The sequence below is a fragment of the Stenotrophomonas sp. YJH_SMC_58 genome (assembly GCF_059369635.1).
In genome coordinates this window covers 42,274-58,499 of sequence record NZ_JCAFSW010000003.1, presented here as the reverse complement: position 1 = coordinate 58,499, position 16,226 = coordinate 42,274, and the positions used below count along the sequence as shown (strand labels likewise).

Sequence of the window (16,226 nt, the reverse complement as noted above, 5' to 3'; positions counted from 1 at the left end):
CTGGCGTTGCACGGCCGTGACGGCCGCCGCCGGGGTTCAGCCCAGCTTTTCCTTCAGCACGCGCTGGATCTCGCCCTCGACCATGCCCTTCATCGCCGACAGCAGGAAGCCCAGCTTGGCGGTCACGCGCACGGCGCCCGGCTGCAGTTCGATCGCACCGTCCACGCCGCTGCCAGAGAAGTTCAGCACGTCGGCGGCCCAGGACGACTTCAGGCCGAAGCGCTCAGACAGCTTGGCGGCGACCTGTTCGATCGCGGCGCGTGCCTGTGCGTCGGGCAGGGCGTGGGCGTGGCGGACATCGATGGTGGACATGCAGGCTCCTGGCGCAGGGCGGGGATGATCAATGAGGGCGAGCATTGTGCGCATCGAGGGCCGTCGCGCCAAGCACTCATCGCAGGTTCTTCTTCGTTGGCGGCCAACCTGCTAGGCTGCGCCGCGTGCAGAACCTGCTTGTTCACTTCAGTCAACAACAACAGCCCGACCAGCCGCTGCGGCCCGGGGTGCAACGCATCGTGCGCCAGGCCAACGGCAGCGTGCGGCTCGGCGACGCCGGCCACGGCGCTCTGCTGCTGGCGCAGTTCTGCATGGACGATCGCGGCCTGTGGCTGCAGGTCGGCAACGGTATCCGTGGCATCCACGTGAATGGTCGGCCGGTGCGCCGCATGGCGCTGCTGCGTGCAGGCGATGCGGTCTATGTGGACGGCGTGGAGATGGTGCTGCAGGGCGAGGTCGAGAGCCTGCTGCAGGCACCCGCGCCGAAGAACGACGATGGCACCGATGAGCAGCAGCGCCTGCTGCGCGGTGTCGGCGGCCTGCATCATGGCCGCAGCTATACGCTGTCGCGGGCACGGTTGATCGGCCGCGGCAGCGACGCCGACATCGCCATCGACGATCCGGCCTTCGCCGAACAGCACGCCCGCGTGGAAGTGCACGGTGATCGTGTGCTGCTGCGCGACCTCGGCAGTGCCGACGGCACCCGGGTCAACGGCGTAGCCGTGCGCCACTGCTGGCTGCAGGCCGGCGACCAGGTGGTGTTCGATGGCCAGCATCGTTTCGTGCTGGAAGTGCCGCATGATCCACGTCGGCGGCCGTTGCCGGCCGAGGACGAGTCCGGCGACGACGCGGAACAGGCGCCGGTGCTGCCGGTGACGCCGCGCAGGGTCCGGCGCTGGCCGTGGCTGCTGGCCAGCGCCTTGTTGCTGGCGGCAGTGCTCAGCCTGCTGCTCTGGTTCGGCGCGCGCTGACGGTCGCGCGGTGACGGTAGTGCCGGCCGCTGGCCGGCAACCGCCGCCCCGAATCCATGAGGTTGCCGGCCAGCGGCCGGCACTACCCGGTCGCGTCGCCAATGGATTCCAATGAAACCAAATTTCCCTTGCGCCACAAGGCCGCAAGGCTGGTGCACTGCGGCATACTAGCGGTCTTGCCCCACAGGTGTGACATGACGCGCGCGTTCAACTTCAGTGCCGGCCCTGCGACCTTGCCGGAATCGGTCCTGCGCCAGGCGCAGGCGGAAATGCTGGACTGGCACGGGTCCGGCGCTTCGATCGTGGAAATGAGCCATCGCGGCGCGGAATTCATGTCCGTGGCCGCCGAAGCCGAGGCCGACCTGCGTCGCCTGCTCGACATCCCCGACGACTATGCGGTGCTGTTCCTGTCCGGTGGCGCCACCACCCAGCAGGCGCTGATCCCGCTCAACTTCGCCAGCCCCGGCCAGCGTGCCGACTACGTGGTCAGTGGTCACTGGGGCAAGACCGCGGTCAAGCAGGCCGGGGTCTACGTCGACGTCAACATCGCCGCCAGCAGCGAGGCCCACGGCTACCGCGAGCTGCCGGCGCGTGCCGACTGGCAGCTGTCGCGCGATGCCGCCTACGTGCACATCACCGCCAACGAGACCATCCACGGCGTCGAATTCCGTGATGTGCCCGATACCGGCAACGTTCCGCTGATCGCCGATTTCAGCTCGTCCATCGCCAGTGAGCCGCTGGATGTGCACCGCTATGGCGTGATCTACGCCGGCGCGCAGAAGAACCTGGGCCCGGTCGGCATCGCGGTGATGATCATCCGCCGCGACCTGCTCGAGCGTGGTGGCCAGCCGCGCGCGGACATCTTCGATTACCGCTCGCACGTCGCGCGCGATTCGATGCTCAACACGCCGCCGACCTGGAACTGGTACCTGGCCGGTCTGGTGTTCAAGTGGATGCTGGCCGAAGGCGGCGTGACCGAGTTCGCCAAGCGCAACGCCGCCAAGGCCGCGCTGGTGTACGGCGCCATCGACGGCTCCGGCGGCTTCTACCGCAATGAGGTCGCACATGCGGCTCGTTCGCGGATGAACATTCCGTTCTTCCTGCCCGATGCCGAGCTTGACGCCCGCTTCGTCGCCGAAGCCAAGGCCGCTGGCCTGCTGGCGCTGAAGGGCCACAAGGTGGTCGGCGGCATCCGGGCTTCGCTGTACAACGCCATGCCGCTGGCCGGGGCCGAGGCGCTGGTCGCCTTCATGGCCGATTTCCAGCAGCGTCACGGTTGAGCAATGAATGGCGCGCACCGTCGGGTGCGTGCCCCGCAACAGGGAATTCCGATGGCAAGCAGCAAATCCAGCAAGAAGGTGCCGAAGAAGGCCGAACCGGCCAAGGACAGCGCCTCCACCAAGGCCAAGGGCAAGAGCACGTCCAAGGCTGCGTCGAACCCGGCGCCCACCCTGGCGCCGCTGGCGCTGGCCGATGTGCGTTCGAAGATCGACCAGATCGACCGCGACATCCAGAGCCTGATCGCCGAGCGCGCACGTTTCGCCCACCAGGTCGGCAAGGCCAAGGGCAAGCTGGCCGCTGCCGTCGACTACTACCGCCCCGAGCGCGAAGCGCAGGTGCTGCGCATGGTGGTCGATCGCAACGAAGGCCCGCTCAGCGATGAGCTGCTGGTGCACGTCTACCGCGAGATCATGTCGGCCTGCCTGGCGCAGCAGGAGCCGCTGAAGATCGGCTACCTCGGCCCGGAAGGCACCTTCAGCCAGCAGGCGGTGCTCAAGCACTTCGGCCGCTCCGCGCTGGGCCTGCCGATGGCCAGCATCGAGGAAGTGTTCCAGGAAGTGGAAGCGGGCAACGCCGATTTCGGTGTGGTGCCGGTGGAGAATTCGGGGCAGGGCACCATCCAGATCACCCTGGACATGTTCCTGACCTCCAACCTGAAGATCTGTGGCGAAGTGGAACTGCGCGTGCAGCAGTACCTGATGTCGCGCAGCGGCCGCATCGAGGACATCGAGCGCATCTACGCACACCCGCAGTCGTTCATGCAGACCTCGGCGTGGCTGCGCGCCAACCTGCCGAAGGCCGAGAAGATTCCGGTATCCAGCAACGCCGAAGGTGCGCGCCGTGCGCGCAACGCCGACGACTCGGCTGCCATCGGCGGCGAGAGTGCCGGCCACGTGTACGGCCTGAAGAAGGTCGTCACCAAGCCGATCCAGAACGATGCCGACAACACCACCCGCTTCCTGGTGGTGGGCCGCAACATCTTCCCGACCTCCGGCCACGACCGCACCTCGGTGCTGGTGTTCATCCATGACAAGCCCGGTGCGCTGTTCGACGTGCTCAGCCCGTTCGCCCGCCACGGCATCAGCATGAACCGCATCGAGTCGCGGCCGTCGCACCACGGCAAGTGGGAGTACGGCTTCTTCATCGACCTGGCCGGCCACATCGACGACGCGCCGATGCAGGCCGCACTGGCCGAACTGGAAGCGCACTCGGCACAGATCAAGGTGCTGGGCTCCTACCCGGTGGCCGTGCCCTGAGTGCTGCTGCGGCGGCCCTGGCCGCCGCTCCCTGATGCATCGCCGGCGCTGCCGGCGTTTACGGAATGATCGAACGATGAGCAACGCGCAACACTGGATCGCCCGCAAGGGCCAGCCGCTGCAGGGCAGCCTGACCATTCCCGGCGACAAGTCGGTCTCGCACCGCTCGGTGATGTTCGCTGCGCTGGCCGATGGCACCTCGCATATCGAAGGCTTCCTGGAAGGCGAAGACACCCGCGCTACCGCGCGCATCTTCAGCCAGCTGGGCGTGCGCATCGAAACCCCCAGCCCGTCGCAGCGCATCGTGCACGGCGTCGGTATCGACGGCCTGAAGGCGCCGGATGCGCCGCTGGACTGCGGCAACGCCGGTACCGGCATGCGCCTGCTGGCCGGGTTGCTGGCGGGCCAGGCGTTCGACTGCACGCTGATCGGCGACGAGTCGCTGTCCGGCCGACCGATGCGCCGCGTCACCGGCCCGCTGTCGCAGATGGGCGCGAAGATCGACACCCAGGATGACGGCACGCCGCCGCTGCACGTGCATGGCGGCCAGACGCTGCATGGCATCGACTTCGCCTCGCCGGTGGCCAGCGCGCAGATCAAGTCGGCGGTGTTGCTGGCAGGCCTGTACGCACAGGGCGAAACCAGCGTTGTCGAGCCGCACCCGACCCGCGACTACACCGAACGCATGCTGTCCGCGTTCGGCGTGGACATCGAATTCTCGCCGGGCAAGGCGCGCCTGCGCGGCGGCCAACGCCTTCGTGCCACGGATATCGTGGTGCCGGCCGACTTCTCGTCTGCGGCGTTCTATCTGGTGGCTGCCAGCATCATCCCGGGCTCCGAGCTGCGCCTGAAGCAGGTTGGCCTGAACCCGCGCCGCACCGGCCTGCTGCACGCGCTGCGCCTGATGGGCGCGGATATCACCGAAGAGAACCCGGCCGAGCAGGGCGGTGAACCGGTGGCGGACCTGGTGGTGCGCTACGCCCCGCTGAAGGGTGCACGCATTCCGGAAGCACTGGTGCCGGACATGATCGACGAGTTCCCGGCGCTGTTCGTGGCGGCAGCTGCTGCAGAAGGCCAGACCGTGGTGACCGGCGCCGCCGAGCTGCGGGTGAAGGAATCCGATCGTCTCGCAGCGATGGCCACTGGCCTGCGCGCGCTGGGCATGCAGGTGGACGAAACTGAAGACGGTGCCACCCTGCATGGTGGCGTGCGCCTGGGCAGCGGCACCATCGAAAGCCACGGCGACCACCGCATCGCCATGGCGTTCGCCATTGCCGGCCAGATCAGTGACGGCGAGGTGCGCATCAACGACATCGCCAACGTCGCCACGTCCTTCCCGGACTTCGACGGCCTGGCCCGCAGCGCCGGATTCAACCTGGCCTGATCGTTACTGCATCCGCCGGGTCATGCCCGGCCGATCGCATTGCCCGGTAGGTGCCAACCTTGGTTGGCATGCTCACATCTCCTGGTAGGTGCCAACCTTGGTTGGCACGCTTTCCCGCATAAAAGGACGGAGGCCGAAGCCTCCGTCTAAACATCACGAACCCCTCGTCCGCGATCAACGCTGCTCGGTACGGAAGTCCACCGGGACCCGCACTACGCTTGCTACTGCGCGGCCGTCATGCACCGCCGGCTGGAACTTCCAGTTCTGCACGGTATTGAGCACCGCACGATCCAGATCGCGACTCCGCTCGCCGCTGCGCGAGACGATCGCAGCGCTGGCGACGTTGCCGCGGGTATCGACATTCAGGCTGGCGATCACGCTGCCCTGCACGCCACTACGTAGCGCGGCGGCGGGGTAGGTGGGCATGCGGTTGCTGGCCAGCGGGCGGGCTTCACGATTGCGCACTGCCGGCGCGGCCTTCCGCGAAGCAGTAGCCGGGGTTGCCTGGCGCGCGGCAGGGGCCGCTGCATCTGTCACCGCGGGCTGCTCAGGGGCCGGCAGCATGCGCTCACCGACCGGCGCCGGTGCCACGTCTTCCTGGTTCGAATGACGCAGCCAGAGCAAGGCGCCGGCAAACATCGCCATGATCAGCGCGATCCACATCCAGGGCGACGTGGGCTTGTGCTGCGCGCTTGAATCCTGCGGCAGCTGCGGCGAATGAAGGTCTTCGTGGGTGGTGGCGGTCATCGCAAACTCCTTCCGTCAATGGACGACGTGGGCAGTGTTGCCCGAGCCACGGACGGGAAGTGTCAGCGTTGCGTCAACGCCACCGGCAGGGTTCAGTTTGCCTGCCGGGAAGCGTTCAGTTACTGCGTCTTGAAGTCGAACGGCACTTCAATGCTGCCGGGTACGGCCTGGCCGTTGCTCTGCGCCGGAGTGAAGCGCCAGCGGCGCACAGCGTCGGTGGCGGCACGGTCGAGCTCGCGTGAACCGCTGCGCTGGATCACCGTGGCGTTGTTCGGATAGCCGGTGGCGTCCACGTCCACGCGTACCACCACCGTACCGGTTTCACCGGCGCGCAGGGCGGCGGCGGGATAGGACGGTGGCGGCGACTGTCCGGCAATCGGCATCGGCTGGCTGTTGCCGGTGGCCGCCGGCGCAGGGCCCGGTGCAGCCGGGGCCGCTTCAGCCACGGGCGCGGGCGGCGGCGGGGCCGTTTCCACCAGCTTCGGCGCTTCTTCCTCCACCGGTGCCGGCTTGGCATCGGGCATGTCGCTGGAACCGGCGGCAGCGGCCAGCGGTTCCGGCAGGGGCTCGATCTGGGCGGTTTCCTGCGGGGTCTGGGCAGCCGGATCGGCGCGGAAGAACTCCTTGTCGCGGCCGGTCAGCCAGACCAGCACGAACAGCAGTACGCCCACGCCGAAGGCGATGCCGGCGATCTTCAGGGCGTTGCGCGGGATATGCACAGTGAACGACTTGGCGGACGACGAGCGGGGTGCAGACATGGACCGGACCAGTACGGAATGGCTTGATTCTGCCACGGCGGGAATGAACCGGGCGGCAGAAATCCGTATAACAAGCGATAATCCCATCCCTGATACCCACCACGACACCTGCCATGCTTGATCCAGCCCTGCTCCGCCACCAGCCCGCCGACCTCGCCGAACGCCTGCGCACCAGCCGCGGCTTCGAGCTCGACGTGTCTGCCCTGGAGTCCCTGGAGGCTGATCGCAAGCGCATCCAGGTGCGGACCCAGGAGCTGCAGAGCCTGCGCAACAGCCGTTCCAAAGCCATCGGCCAGGCCAAGGCCAAGGGCGAGGACGTCTCGGCCATCATGGCCGAGGTCGCAGCCTTCGCCGACGAGCTGAAGGCCTCGGAAGTGGCGCTGGATGAGCTGCGCGAGAAGATCGAAGCGATCTCGATGGGCATCCCGAACCTGCCGGCCGATGACGTGCCGGCCGGTGCCGACGAGAACGACAACGTCGAGCAGTCGCGCTGGGGAACCCCGCGCCAGTTCGATTTCAAGGTGCTCGACCACGTCGAACTGGGCGCCCGCAACGGCTGGCTGGACGGCGAGACCGCGGCCAAGCTGTCCGGCTCGCGCTTCACCGTGCTGCGCGGCCCGATCGCGCGCCTGCACCGTGCGCTGGCCCAGTTCATGGTCGACCTGCACACCGGCGAGCACGGCTATGAGGAAACCAACGTGCCGCTGCTGGTCAACGCCGATTCGCTGCGCGGCACCAGCCAGCTGCCGAAGTTCGAGGACGACCTGTTCAAGACGGCCGTGGGCGATTCCACGCGCTACCTGATCCCGACCTCGGAAGTGCCGCTGACCAACATCGTGCGCGACGAGATCGTCGATGCCGAACGTCTGCCGTTGCGCATGACCGCCCACTCGATGTGCTTCCGTGCCGAGGCCGGCAGCGGTGGTCGCGACGTGCGCGGCATGATCCGCCAGCACCAGTTCGAGAAGGTCGAGCTGGTCTCGATCAGCCGCCCGGAAGACAGCGATGCCGAACACCAGCGCATGACCCGCTGCGCCGAAGTGGTGCTGGAAAAGCTGGGCCTGCCGTACCGCAAGGTGCTGCTGTGCACCGGCGACATGGGCTTCTCGGCGGTGAAGACCTACGACCTGGAAGTCTGGCTGCCGTCGCAGGAGACCTACCGCGAGATCTCCTCGTGCTCGAACTGTGGTGACTTCCAGGCCCGCCGCATGCAGGCGCGCTGGCGCAACCCGGCCACCGGCAAGCCGGAACTGGTGCATACCCTGAACGGCTCGGGCGTGGCCGTCGGCCGCGCGATGATCGCGGTGATGGAGAACTACCAGAACGCCGACGGCAGCATCACCGTGCCGGAAGCCCTGCGCCCGTACATGGGCGGCCTGGAAACCATCGCCTGACCGCCGGCTTGGGTGAGTGCCATGCTTGCATGGCACTGCTGCGGCTCGGGTGGGTGCCATGCTTGCATGGCACCGTATCCACGCCATGCGTGGATGAACCCCACGATCACTCCACAACCCGCACCTTCTCCAACGGCACCCATCCCGGGTCGCCGGCCTCCGGCACGCACCACGCCCAGCCATTGAGCGTGCGCTGCCCACGCAGCAGCTGTCCGGGATCCACATCCAGTTCCCGCGCGCAGTAGTCCTCCGTGGCAAACGCGCCACCCTGCGCGTCGCGACCGATCACCGGCGCCGGCACGAAACCGGGGTGCTGCCCCTCGGCCTCGCACAGGAACCAGTCATCCCAGCCCTCCGGGCCTTCATAGCGTTCGCCCACTACCAGCGCCTGGCCGCGGCGCAGGGTGATCGGTTGCGGAAATCCGCTGCGGTGCGCAGTGGTCACGATGTAGTTCATGACCCCAGCCTAACGTGCTGGTGAGCGCCGCGCATGGCACCGAATCCACGCATGGCGTGGATCTACTGACGCAAAAAAAACGGCCCCGCAAAGCGGGGCCGCCAGGGTGGGCCGGGATGGGGGAGGGGATCCACGGCCCGCGTTCAGCGCCTCGACGAGGAGAGAGTGGCGCCGAACGCTGGAACGCTTATGCAGCGACGGCTTCGACCACTTCGTGCGACGGCAGGGCTGCCAGTGCACCGGCAATGGCGTCTTCACGGTGCTGCGGCGAGTAGGCGATGCCCTCGGCGCGCACGAACTCGACCTCGTTGATGCCCATGAAGGCGAACACCTGGCGCAGGAACGGCTCCTGGAAGTCGGCCGGCGAGTCGGTGTAGATGCCGCCGCGGCTGCTGGCGATGATCACCCGCTTGCCACCGGCCAGTCCCACCGGGCCGTTCTCGGTGTACTTGAAGGTGCGGCCGGCCACGGCCACGCGGTCGATCCAGGCCTTCAGCGTGGAAGGAATGCTGAAGTTGTACATCGGCGCGCCGATCACCACGATGTCGGCCTCCAGGAACTGCTGCATCACCTGTTCAGCATCGGTCGCCTCGGCGGCACCGGTCTTGGCCAGCGAGCTGCTGCGCAGATGCGGTACCGGATTGGCGTCAAGATCGCGATAATCGACCTGCAGGCCATCGATCTGGCCCGTGAAGCGGGCGACCACGGCCGCCGACAGCTGGCGCGAGACGGAATTGTCGCCAAGCACGCTGGCGTCGAGATGCAGAAGCTTCATGGCAGTCACCTATGTTCTGGAGGGAAGGGGCGGGGTGGCCCCGCCGACGGAGAGAACGATAGGTTGTTGCAAAGGCGGAATAAAGGTGATTGAATGCCACGTATTGTTCTAGATATGGAACTCGGGCATGCATGACCTGAATGATCTGTACTACTTCGCGATGGTGGTCGACCACGGCGGCTTCGCCGCTGCCGAGCGCGCCTTGGGTATCCCCAAGTCGCGACTGAGCCGCCGCATCAGCCAGCTGGAAACCGACCTGGGCGTGCGCCTGCTGCAGCGCTCCACGCGCCGTTTCGCGGTCACCGATGTCGGCACCAGCGTGCACCGCCATGCGCAGACGATGCTGGCCGAGGCCCAGGCCGCGCGCGAAGTGGTGGACCGGCTCAGCGCGGAGCCGCGCGGCGTGGTGCGCGCCAGCGTGCCGGTGTCGCTGGCGCAGATGCAGCTGCCCAAGCTGCTGCCCAAGTTCCTTGAGCAGTACCCGAAGGTGCGCCTGCAGCTGAACATCAGCAACCGCCGCGTGGACATCATCAACGAAGGCTACGACGTGGCCCTGCGCGTGCGTTCGCGCCTGGACGATGACGGCAGCCTGGTGATGCGCAGCTTCGGCCAGGTGCAGGAATTGCTGGTGGCCAGCCCGAAGTACCTGGACCGCGCCGGCCGGCCGAAGGATCCGGAAGAATTGACCCAGCACGTCACCCTCAGCATCAGCGAAGACGAAGCCCGCCAACGCTGGGAGCTGCACGGGCCGGAAGGCGAAGTGCGCCGGGTCGACCTGCAGCCGCGCGTGGCCGGCTTCGACTTCCCGTTGCTGCAGAGCATGGTGAAGGACGGTTTCGGCATCACCATGCTGCCGGAAACCGTGTGCGCCGATGCCGTGCGCAACGGCGAGCTGGAAGTGGTGCTGCCGGACTGGTCGCTGCCGCAGGGCGTGTGCCATGCCGTGTTCGCCTCGCGCCGCGGCCTGCTGCCGGCGGTGCGCGTGTTCATCGACTTCCTGGCCGAACATCTGCCGCCGCAGCTGGAGGCCTCGCGCCTGGATTGCGGTGGCGCCTGTGAAAAGGCCAAGGAGCGGATCAAGGCCAGTGCGCTGGGCGCGTTGGCGGTGGACGCGGGCTGAGGCACCTACCCGCGACTGCACCGCCAATCTGTGAAACGGTAGCGCCGGGCCATGCCCGGCGTTGCTGCCTTCCGGCCCCGGTCAGTTCCGGCCGAACAGCCGTTCCCAGAAGCTGCGCCGCGGCGGTGCGACCGGCCTGGGCTCGGCAATGACCGGTGCTTCCAGCACCGCCATCAGTTCCGCGCTGCGTGGCTTCTTCAGGAAGCGCGCGTAGTCCAGGTAACTGGTCACCTTGCTCATGTGCAGGCGCTCCGGCATCGCCGGCAATGCGCCGCCCTGCAGCAGCACCCGCAATGCCTGCGGACGGTCCAGGCGGATCGCCTCGAACACGCCGGTGCCGCCGCAGCCCGGTTCGATCTGATTGGCGCGCTGCGGCCCATCCTTCAGCAGGTCCTGCAATGCCTCCGTGTCGTCTCGTTCGACGGCGGCCACCAGCCGCGCCAGCGCCTCGGCTTCTGCAGCTGGCAGGTTGTCGCGATAGGCCTGGTCGGCGATCTCGCGCTGGTCGCGCCCATCACCGCCCTGGATGCACAGGAAATCTGTGACCAGAGCGACCGGAATGCCGGACGTATCCAGCGCCCAGTAGCTCGGATAGACGCCGTCGCCCCAGCCGCTGGTGAACACGACCAGGCCATGCGGTGAGTCCTCGCCCCAGGGGCGGTATTCTGCGCCTTCGTCCAGGCCATCATGGTCGATCAGCGCATCCGACCACTCGCTGCCTTCGTCGCCATCGGCCCGTTCGATCAGGGCCAGCAGTGCCTGCTGGGTGTCGGTGTCCATAAAGCAGCCGATGCCGGCGTCGACCGGGTAGCCGATGAAGCTGTGCTCATCCAGGCCGGTCAGGTCCTGCGTGGTCCAGCGCGCCATCTGCCAGTGCAGGGCAGACGCAGTGAGGGCTTCGCGGGGTTTGAACCAGACCACGGCCAACGCCGGGCGGCCGCTGTGCACGATGATTTCGACCGGATGCCGGCCCAACGGCGCGGTGTAGTCGGCCAGCGCCGGCGCCTCGGCCTGCACCAGCGGATCGCAGACCACCAAATGCCCGCTGTTGACCGGCAGGTGTCCGGCGAAGGTGCGATGCAGGGCCACTGCGGCGAGCTGGGTATCGTCCAGCAGGGTGGTGCGCAGGTTGGCCAGATCGAGGTGGGCCATGGGGGCTCCAGATGCAGTCCAGCCCCCACCGTGCCGGATGCGAGGGGCGGGGGCAAGGTGGTCTTGGGCAAATGCCCTTCACGTGCGAGAATACGCCGCTGCCCGGGCGACCGGGACCCGATTGGAGAGATGGCCGAGCGGTTTAAGGCACCGGTCTTGAAAACCGGCGAAGGGTCAAACCTTCCGTGGGTTCGAATCCCACTCTCTCCGCCACAACGCGAACGCCCCGGAAGGGGCGTTTTGCATTTCGGCCAATGTCCACTTGAACGCCCGCACAGCGGGTTGCAAGAGACTCCACGGGCCCATTCCTAACGCCCACCCTTCGGCTTGTTATGGCACAACGGATAACTGGAGCACGACCGGAAAGCCCCATGCGGCCCATTGCGGTCCACGAATACGCCGACCTTGCACACCGGGCAGCGCTCTTCGTGGATGGCCGCGCCTGAAATCGCGGTCACTTCCACTGCTCCGTCCTTCACCAGCTCGTCCAGGAACGGCGAACGCTTCCCCTGTAGGGTGAACATGGCCACCGAGCGTCGCGCACGCGTCAGCGCGACATAGAACAACCGCCGCTCTTCGCTCAGCGGGTAGGTATCACCCTCCGGCATTGCCAGGGAAAGCACCGGGTCATCCGAGCGCAGGCTCGGGAAGCTGCGGTTGACCATGCCTGGCAGGATCACATAGTCCGCCTCGCGTCCCTTCGACCGATGGACCGTGAGGAACTCCACGTCCATCGTGCTGCCGAAGGCAGTCTTCCAATTCGGTGGTACCGCGCTGCGATCGGCGCGATACCGCCCCAGGATGAATACAGTCACGCGCCCATTGCGGCCCTGCGGCACCGCGCCTGACAACAGCTGCTGATGCAGCCTGGCGAGGTACTGGCGAACGCCATCCTGCAGCTCCTCGCGACGATTCATCTGGAACGCTTGCAGCACTGGCCCCATTGCCGGTGAGGCAGAACGAACCGCCTTGGCAATCTGCGCTGGATTCCGGCTGATGAAGCGGCTGGACGCATCGCAGAGCGCCTGCGGGCAGCGGAATGTCTGCTCCAGTTTCAGCACCTGGCCATGCCCCATCCATTCGCGGAATCCGGTCATCACCGAAACGTCGGCGCCGGCGAAGCGATTGATCGACTGCCAGTCATCGCCTACTGCAAACAGGTAGCGTCCTGGTTTACTTACCAATGCTCGGCAGAGCCGGGCGCGGGCGCGCGAGGCATCCTGGAATTCGTCGGCCATCACCAGTTCGTAGGGCGATTCATAGCGGCCCTGTTCGAGCAATCCGGCCGCCATGTTGAGCATGTCTTCGAAATCGATGCCGTGCTCGTCAGCCAGTGCGTTGTCCCAGGCCTGGAAAACAGGGCTGGCGATTTCCAGGAAGCGCCGATGCCGTTCCTTGAACTGGTCTTCGGGCATCTGTCGCAGGCGCTCCGCCATATCGTCCAGCGTCAGGCAGTTGCTCTTGGCATGGGCAATGAAGGTGCGCATCAGCCCGATCAGATCCGCGTCCGGCATGGGCTTTGCGCCCTGCTCGGGCAGCTCGCGGTCGGGGTTGGGGTCGAGTTCGACACCGGACTCGCCAAGCCTCTCCGCAAGATCCTGCAGGGCATGTCCACTGCGCAGACCAAACGAAGTGGTTTCGACAAGGGCGGTGCCGCGTGCCGCATGCTGCTGGCGCTTCCAGTGCATGCCATCGGCGTAATGGGCGAAGTGCGGCGGCGGTTGGCCATCGGTATCCAGCGCAAAGTGCTCGTGATACAGGCCGGCGTCCGGGTAATAGAAGTCGGGGCGATACTGGCGATGGGTGTCGGTTGCCGTATCGAATTCGTAGCGTCGCTCGTAGTCGTACGTCACGCCGTTGTAGAACAGCCAGTCGGCGATCACGCATTCTTCCAGGCTCTTCACCCGCTCACCCTGCAGGGTGCGGATGTAGGGCGTGCCATCGCGGTCGTAGCCATCGGCCTCCATTTCCGCGCCGAATGCCGGCAGGTCGCGCCCGAACACCAGGCGGAACATGTCCCACTGGGTGCGGAAGTGGGTCGAGCGATCCTTCAGGTCGTCCACCAGTTCGGCCAGCTTGTTGAAGCCCAGCGTGGCGTCAATGGCCCATTCGGGGATGTCGGGCTTGCGGCCGGTGGCCTTGGCGATGATGGCCAAGCCCAGTGCGTGGAAGGTCCGGGCCTCAACCACGGTGTTGCCCATGCCGAGTCGATCGAAGGTTCGCTGCGCACGCTCCTCCAGTTCCTTGGCGGCATCCTTGTTGAAGGCGAGCATCACGATGCGTTCGGGTTCGACAAAGCCGCGGTCAATGGCATAAGCGGCCTTGGCGACCATCGTGGAGGTCTTGCCGGAGCCGGCCGCGGCCACGACCTGCACCCGATTGTCGAAGCAGATGACGGCGCGGGCCTGTTCCTCGGTCAGCGGTTTGCTCTCGACCCGGCCCAGGAAGCCCCTGGCCAACACCAGCTCGCGCAGGGTAATGGCCTCATTGGCTTCGGCCCAGGCAGCGGGCCAATCCAGGTTCCAGTCGCGCAGGGCGTCCAGCGCTGCGCGATGGCTGTCCGCATGCAGATCTTCATGCACGTCTTCATCGCGGAACAGCTGCTCCAGCTCAGGCGGCTGCAGGGGCAGGTCTGAGCGCTTCGCCAGCAGCGCCTGCTGCTGCTCATGGGTGATCCAGCGGCGTCCGGCACTGCCACGATCGATGAGGGCATCCGCGTCGCTCAACCAGGACTGGATCTGCTCCAGAATCGTGTCGAACAGGGCCTTGCGTCCACGCGTGGTTCGCGCAAAGAGCAGGTGCTGCAGGGCCCCCGCAAGCCGGGACGCTGGTCCGTTGGGGAGCCCGTCCACGCACAGCCCGGCAGCATCGCCGGTCTGCAGTTCGACCCGCGACCAGAAGACCCCTCGATGGACCTGCACCTGCTGATCATCATCCACGCGCAGCCGGTACTGCTGGCCGGAGACACTGAGTTCAACGTACTCGCCATCAAGCCGCAGCGACCAATGGGGCGAACGGGTCACGCGTCGGCCCCAGCCCGAAGGGCGCCATTCCAAAGACATCCAGATACTGCCCTGCAAGCGTCAACAGGGCGTATCGCGCCCCCAGGTCCACATGATAAGCGGCCTTGTCGATGCGTGCGGCCTTGCCCGCGGGCACGCCATCACTCGTAGGCGCGATCCTGCTTCGTCGGCGGTACTTCCACCACATCGCCGCGTCGGATCAGCTCATCCAGATCCACCGCCGAAGCGGCCAGGGCATCCTGCGCATCGAAATCCCACTTGTCCTTGTACTCGCGTGCCAGCAGGTCGCAGACCGCTTTGGCACGCGGATAGGCATCGTCCTTGCCCTCGTTCTGCTTCAGCGCATCGCGATGGATCTGGCACAGCATGAGCTGGTGCGCATCCTCGGCGCGCTCGCGCTCCCAGGTGATGTCGGGCAGGCCCGAAAGCGCAGCGGCAAGTGCGAACGCGGTCATTGGCATGTCGGGTGTCCAGGCAGCGATGGGAACCCGAGCGTATGCGAGCGGCAGTGGCTTGAGGTCATCGCTGCCCGCGTTGTTTCACTACGTGTTCACCATTCGCCGCAGCATGGAAACTGCATCAGATGCAGTTGATCCAGACGACCTGCTCACGCATTCACATCCACCACAATCCGCCCACGCACCTTGCCCGGGATGATCTGCTCATAGACATCCAGCACCTCGGCAAGCCCAATCAGCTGCACTGTGCTTTCAAGCTTCTGTGGATCCAGGTCGGTGGCAAGCCGATCCCAGGCGCGCTGGCGAACCTCCTGCGGCGCATTCACCGAATCCACACCGGCAAGCGTCACGTTGCGGAGAATGAAGGGCAGCACCGAGCCATGCAGCTCATCACTCTGCGCCAGCCCGCAGGCGGCCACGGCGCCTCGGTATTTCGTCTCGGCAATGGCGTTGACGAGGGTAGGGCCACCGGCCACATCCACCACCCCGGCCCAGCGCTCGGCACTCACCGGCCGCTCGCGCGGTTCTGAAAGCTGCGCGCGGTCGATGATCTCGGCGGCACCCAGGCTGTGCAGATACTCGGCGTGTTCCGGGCGCCCGGTGGCGGCCACCACGCGATAGCCCAGCTTTGAGAGGATCGCCACCGCGATCGAACCGACGCCACCGTTGGCGCCGGTCACCAGCACATCGCCCTTTTCGGGCGTCAGCCCCGCATGTTCGAGGGCCAGTACGCACAGCATGGCGGTATAGCCTGCGGTACCGATGGCCATGGCGTCGCGGGTGCTGAAGTTGCCGGGAATCCGGTTGAGCCATTCGCCCCGCACGCGCGCGCGCTGGGCCAGCCCGCCGTGATGTCCCATGCTCAGGTCCCAGCCATTGAGCACAACGCGGTCGCCTGGCTGGAAGTCGGCTCTGCTGGATTCCAGCACCACACCTGCCAGATCGATGCCGGGAATGAGCGGGAACGTCCGGATGACCGGACTCTTGCCGGTCAGGGCGAGCGCATCCTTGTAGTTCAGCGTGGAGTACTCGACGTCCACCAGGACGTCGCCGTCCATCAGATCGGCTTCATCAAAATCGACCAGCTCGGTCGAAACCTGGTTGTTCGTCTTGCGGGTGAGCAGTGCTTTGAACGTCATGCTGGGCCTCACATTCAAGGAATGGGGCCATGCTAGGC

Annotated in this window: 15 protein-coding genes and 1 tRNA gene; 7 read left to right on the top strand and 9 right to left on the bottom strand. The window is 66.5% G+C overall.

Annotated features, from left to right (window positions below; translation table 11 throughout):
* Positions 1 to 36 precede the first annotated feature (36 nt).
* Positions 37 to 312, bottom strand: coding sequence for a polyhydroxyalkanoic acid system family protein (locus AC5P68_RS04935; protein WP_005410185.1), 276 nt, complete (start codon positions 310 to 312; stop codon positions 37 to 39).
* 125 nt (positions 313 to 437) lie between these two features.
* On the opposite strand from AC5P68_RS04935, the gene AC5P68_RS04930 reads away from it, so the two are divergent.
* The 4 genes from AC5P68_RS04930 to aroA all read left to right on the top strand — a co-directional run bounded on the left by AC5P68_RS04930 (position 438) and on the right by aroA (position 5,165).
* Positions 438 to 1,244, top strand: a complete 807-nt coding sequence (locus AC5P68_RS04930) for an FHA domain-containing protein (RefSeq protein WP_049403088.1) — start codon at positions 438 to 440, stop codon at positions 1,242 to 1,244.
* Between the two features lie 194 nt (positions 1,245 to 1,438).
* Positions 1,439 to 2,524, top strand: a complete 1,086-nt coding sequence (gene serC / locus AC5P68_RS04925; RefSeq protein WP_231522417.1) for a 3-phosphoserine/phosphohydroxythreonine transaminase — start codon at positions 1,439 to 1,441, stop codon at positions 2,522 to 2,524.
* A 51-nt stretch (positions 2,525 to 2,575) separates the two neighbouring features.
* Positions 2,576 to 3,781, top strand: a complete 1,206-nt coding sequence (gene pheA, locus AC5P68_RS04920; protein ID WP_231522416.1) for a prephenate dehydratase — start codon at positions 2,576 to 2,578, stop codon at positions 3,779 to 3,781.
* A gap of 76 nt (positions 3,782 to 3,857) precedes the next feature.
* Positions 3,858 to 5,165 carry a 3-phosphoshikimate 1-carboxyvinyltransferase gene (aroA, locus tag AC5P68_RS04915; RefSeq protein ID WP_099529901.1) on the top strand — a complete coding sequence of 436 codons (1,308 nt, stop codon included), beginning with the start codon at positions 3,858 to 3,860 and terminating at the stop codon, positions 5,163 to 5,165.
* A gap of 174 nt (positions 5,166 to 5,339) precedes the next feature.
* Here the strand turns inward: aroA and AC5P68_RS04910 are convergent, their stop codons facing one another.
* Both AC5P68_RS04910 and AC5P68_RS04905 read right to left on the bottom strand, forming a co-directional pair.
* Complete coding sequence (locus tag AC5P68_RS04910; RefSeq protein ID WP_111108327.1) at positions 5,340 to 5,912, bottom strand: energy transducer TonB; 573 nt, start codon at positions 5,910 to 5,912, stop codon at positions 5,340 to 5,342.
* Positions 5,913 to 6,031: 119 nt separating this feature from the next.
* Positions 6,032 to 6,670 (bottom strand): energy transducer TonB, encoded by a 639-nt coding sequence (locus AC5P68_RS04905; protein WP_005410179.1) that lies wholly within the window; start codon positions 6,668 to 6,670, stop codon positions 6,032 to 6,034.
* Between the two features lie 113 nt (positions 6,671 to 6,783).
* On the opposite strand from AC5P68_RS04905, the gene serS reads away from it, so the two are divergent.
* A complete protein-coding gene (serS, locus tag AC5P68_RS04900) occupies positions 6,784 to 8,064 on the top strand; it encodes a serine--tRNA ligase (RefSeq protein ID WP_049452198.1) in 1,281 nt (426 codons plus the stop codon).
* A gap of 106 nt (positions 8,065 to 8,170) precedes the next feature.
* Here serS and AC5P68_RS04895 read toward each other — a convergent pair whose 3' ends face one another.
* Together AC5P68_RS04895 and AC5P68_RS04890 are read right to left on the bottom strand one after the other, a co-directional pair.
* Entirely contained in the window at positions 8,171 to 8,521 is a 351-nt protein-coding gene (locus tag AC5P68_RS04895) for a ligand-binding protein SH3 (protein ID WP_231522415.1), read from the bottom strand.
* Positions 8,522 to 8,708: 187 nt separating this feature from the next.
* Positions 8,709 to 9,296, bottom strand: coding sequence for an FMN-dependent NADH-azoreductase (locus AC5P68_RS04890; RefSeq protein WP_495216832.1), 588 nt, complete (start codon positions 9,294 to 9,296; stop codon positions 8,709 to 8,711).
* Positions 9,297 to 9,423: 127 nt separating this feature from the next.
* Between AC5P68_RS04890 and AC5P68_RS04885 the strand changes: the two genes are divergently transcribed.
* Positions 9,424 to 10,416, top strand: coding sequence for a LysR family transcriptional regulator (locus tag AC5P68_RS04885; protein WP_005410175.1), 993 nt, complete (start codon positions 9,424 to 9,426; stop codon positions 10,414 to 10,416).
* Between the two features lie 81 nt (positions 10,417 to 10,497).
* Here the strand turns inward: AC5P68_RS04885 and AC5P68_RS04880 are convergent, their stop codons facing one another.
* Positions 10,498 to 11,568, bottom strand: a complete 1,071-nt coding sequence (locus AC5P68_RS04880) for a DUF4241 domain-containing protein (RefSeq protein WP_231522414.1) — start codon at positions 11,566 to 11,568, stop codon at positions 10,498 to 10,500.
* Between the two features lie 123 nt (positions 11,569 to 11,691).
* Between AC5P68_RS04880 and AC5P68_RS04875 the strand changes: the two genes are divergently transcribed.
* Positions 11,692 to 11,781, top strand: a tRNA-Ser gene (locus AC5P68_RS04875).
* 95 nt (positions 11,782 to 11,876) lie between these two features.
* On the opposite strand, the gene AC5P68_RS04870 is transcribed toward AC5P68_RS04875, so the two are convergent.
* The 3 genes from AC5P68_RS04870 to acuI all read right to left on the bottom strand — a co-directional run bounded on the left by AC5P68_RS04870 (position 11,877) and on the right by acuI (position 16,188).
* Positions 11,877 to 14,624 (bottom strand): UvrD-helicase domain-containing protein, encoded by a 2,748-nt coding sequence (locus tag AC5P68_RS04870; protein WP_288418331.1) that lies wholly within the window; start codon positions 14,622 to 14,624, stop codon positions 11,877 to 11,879.
* A gap of 107 nt (positions 14,625 to 14,731) precedes the next feature.
* Complete coding sequence (locus AC5P68_RS04865; RefSeq protein WP_005410147.1) at positions 14,732 to 15,052, bottom strand: hypothetical protein; 321 nt, start codon at positions 15,050 to 15,052, stop codon at positions 14,732 to 14,734.
* Between the two features lie 146 nt (positions 15,053 to 15,198).
* Entirely contained in the window at positions 15,199 to 16,188 is a 990-nt protein-coding gene (gene acuI / locus AC5P68_RS04860; protein WP_012480659.1) for an acrylyl-CoA reductase (NADPH), read from the bottom strand.
* Positions 16,189 to 16,226 lie beyond the last annotated feature (38 nt).

Coding starts and splice junctions, on each gene's coding strand:
- AC5P68_RS04935 (WP_005410185.1), bottom strand. CDS start 312: ATGTCCACCATCGATGTCCGCCACGCCCACGCCCTGCCCGACGCACAG.
- serC (WP_231522417.1), top strand. CDS start 1,439: ATGACGCGCGCGTTCAACTTCAGTGCCGGCCCTGCGACCTTGCCGGAA.
- pheA (WP_231522416.1), top strand. CDS start 2,576: ATGGCAAGCAGCAAATCCAGCAAGAAGGTGCCGAAGAAGGCCGAACCG.
- aroA (WP_099529901.1), top strand. CDS start 3,858: ATGAGCAACGCGCAACACTGGATCGCCCGCAAGGGCCAGCCGCTGCAG.
- AC5P68_RS04910 (WP_111108327.1), bottom strand. CDS start 5,912: ATGACCGCCACCACCCACGAAGACCTTCATTCGCCGCAGCTGCCGCAG.
- AC5P68_RS04905 (WP_005410179.1), bottom strand. CDS start 6,670: ATGTCTGCACCCCGCTCGTCGTCCGCCAAGTCGTTCACTGTGCATATC.
- serS (WP_049452198.1), top strand. CDS start 6,784: ATGCTTGATCCAGCCCTGCTCCGCCACCAGCCCGCCGACCTCGCCGAA.
- AC5P68_RS04895 (WP_231522415.1), bottom strand. CDS start 8,521: ATGAACTACATCGTGACCACTGCGCACCGCAGCGGATTTCCGCAACCG.
- AC5P68_RS04890 (WP_495216832.1), bottom strand. CDS start 9,296: ATGAAGCTTCTGCATCTCGACGCCAGCGTGCTTGGCGACAATTCCGTC.
- AC5P68_RS04885 (WP_005410175.1), top strand. CDS start 9,424: ATGCATGACCTGAATGATCTGTACTACTTCGCGATGGTGGTCGACCAC.
- AC5P68_RS04880 (WP_231522414.1), bottom strand. CDS start 11,568: ATGGCCCACCTCGATCTGGCCAACCTGCGCACCACCCTGCTGGACGAT.
- AC5P68_RS04865 (WP_005410147.1), bottom strand. CDS start 15,052: ATGCCAATGACCGCGTTCGCACTTGCCGCTGCGCTTTCGGGCCTGCCC.
- acuI (WP_012480659.1), bottom strand. CDS start 16,188: ATGACGTTCAAAGCACTGCTCACCCGCAAGACGAACAACCAGGTTTCG.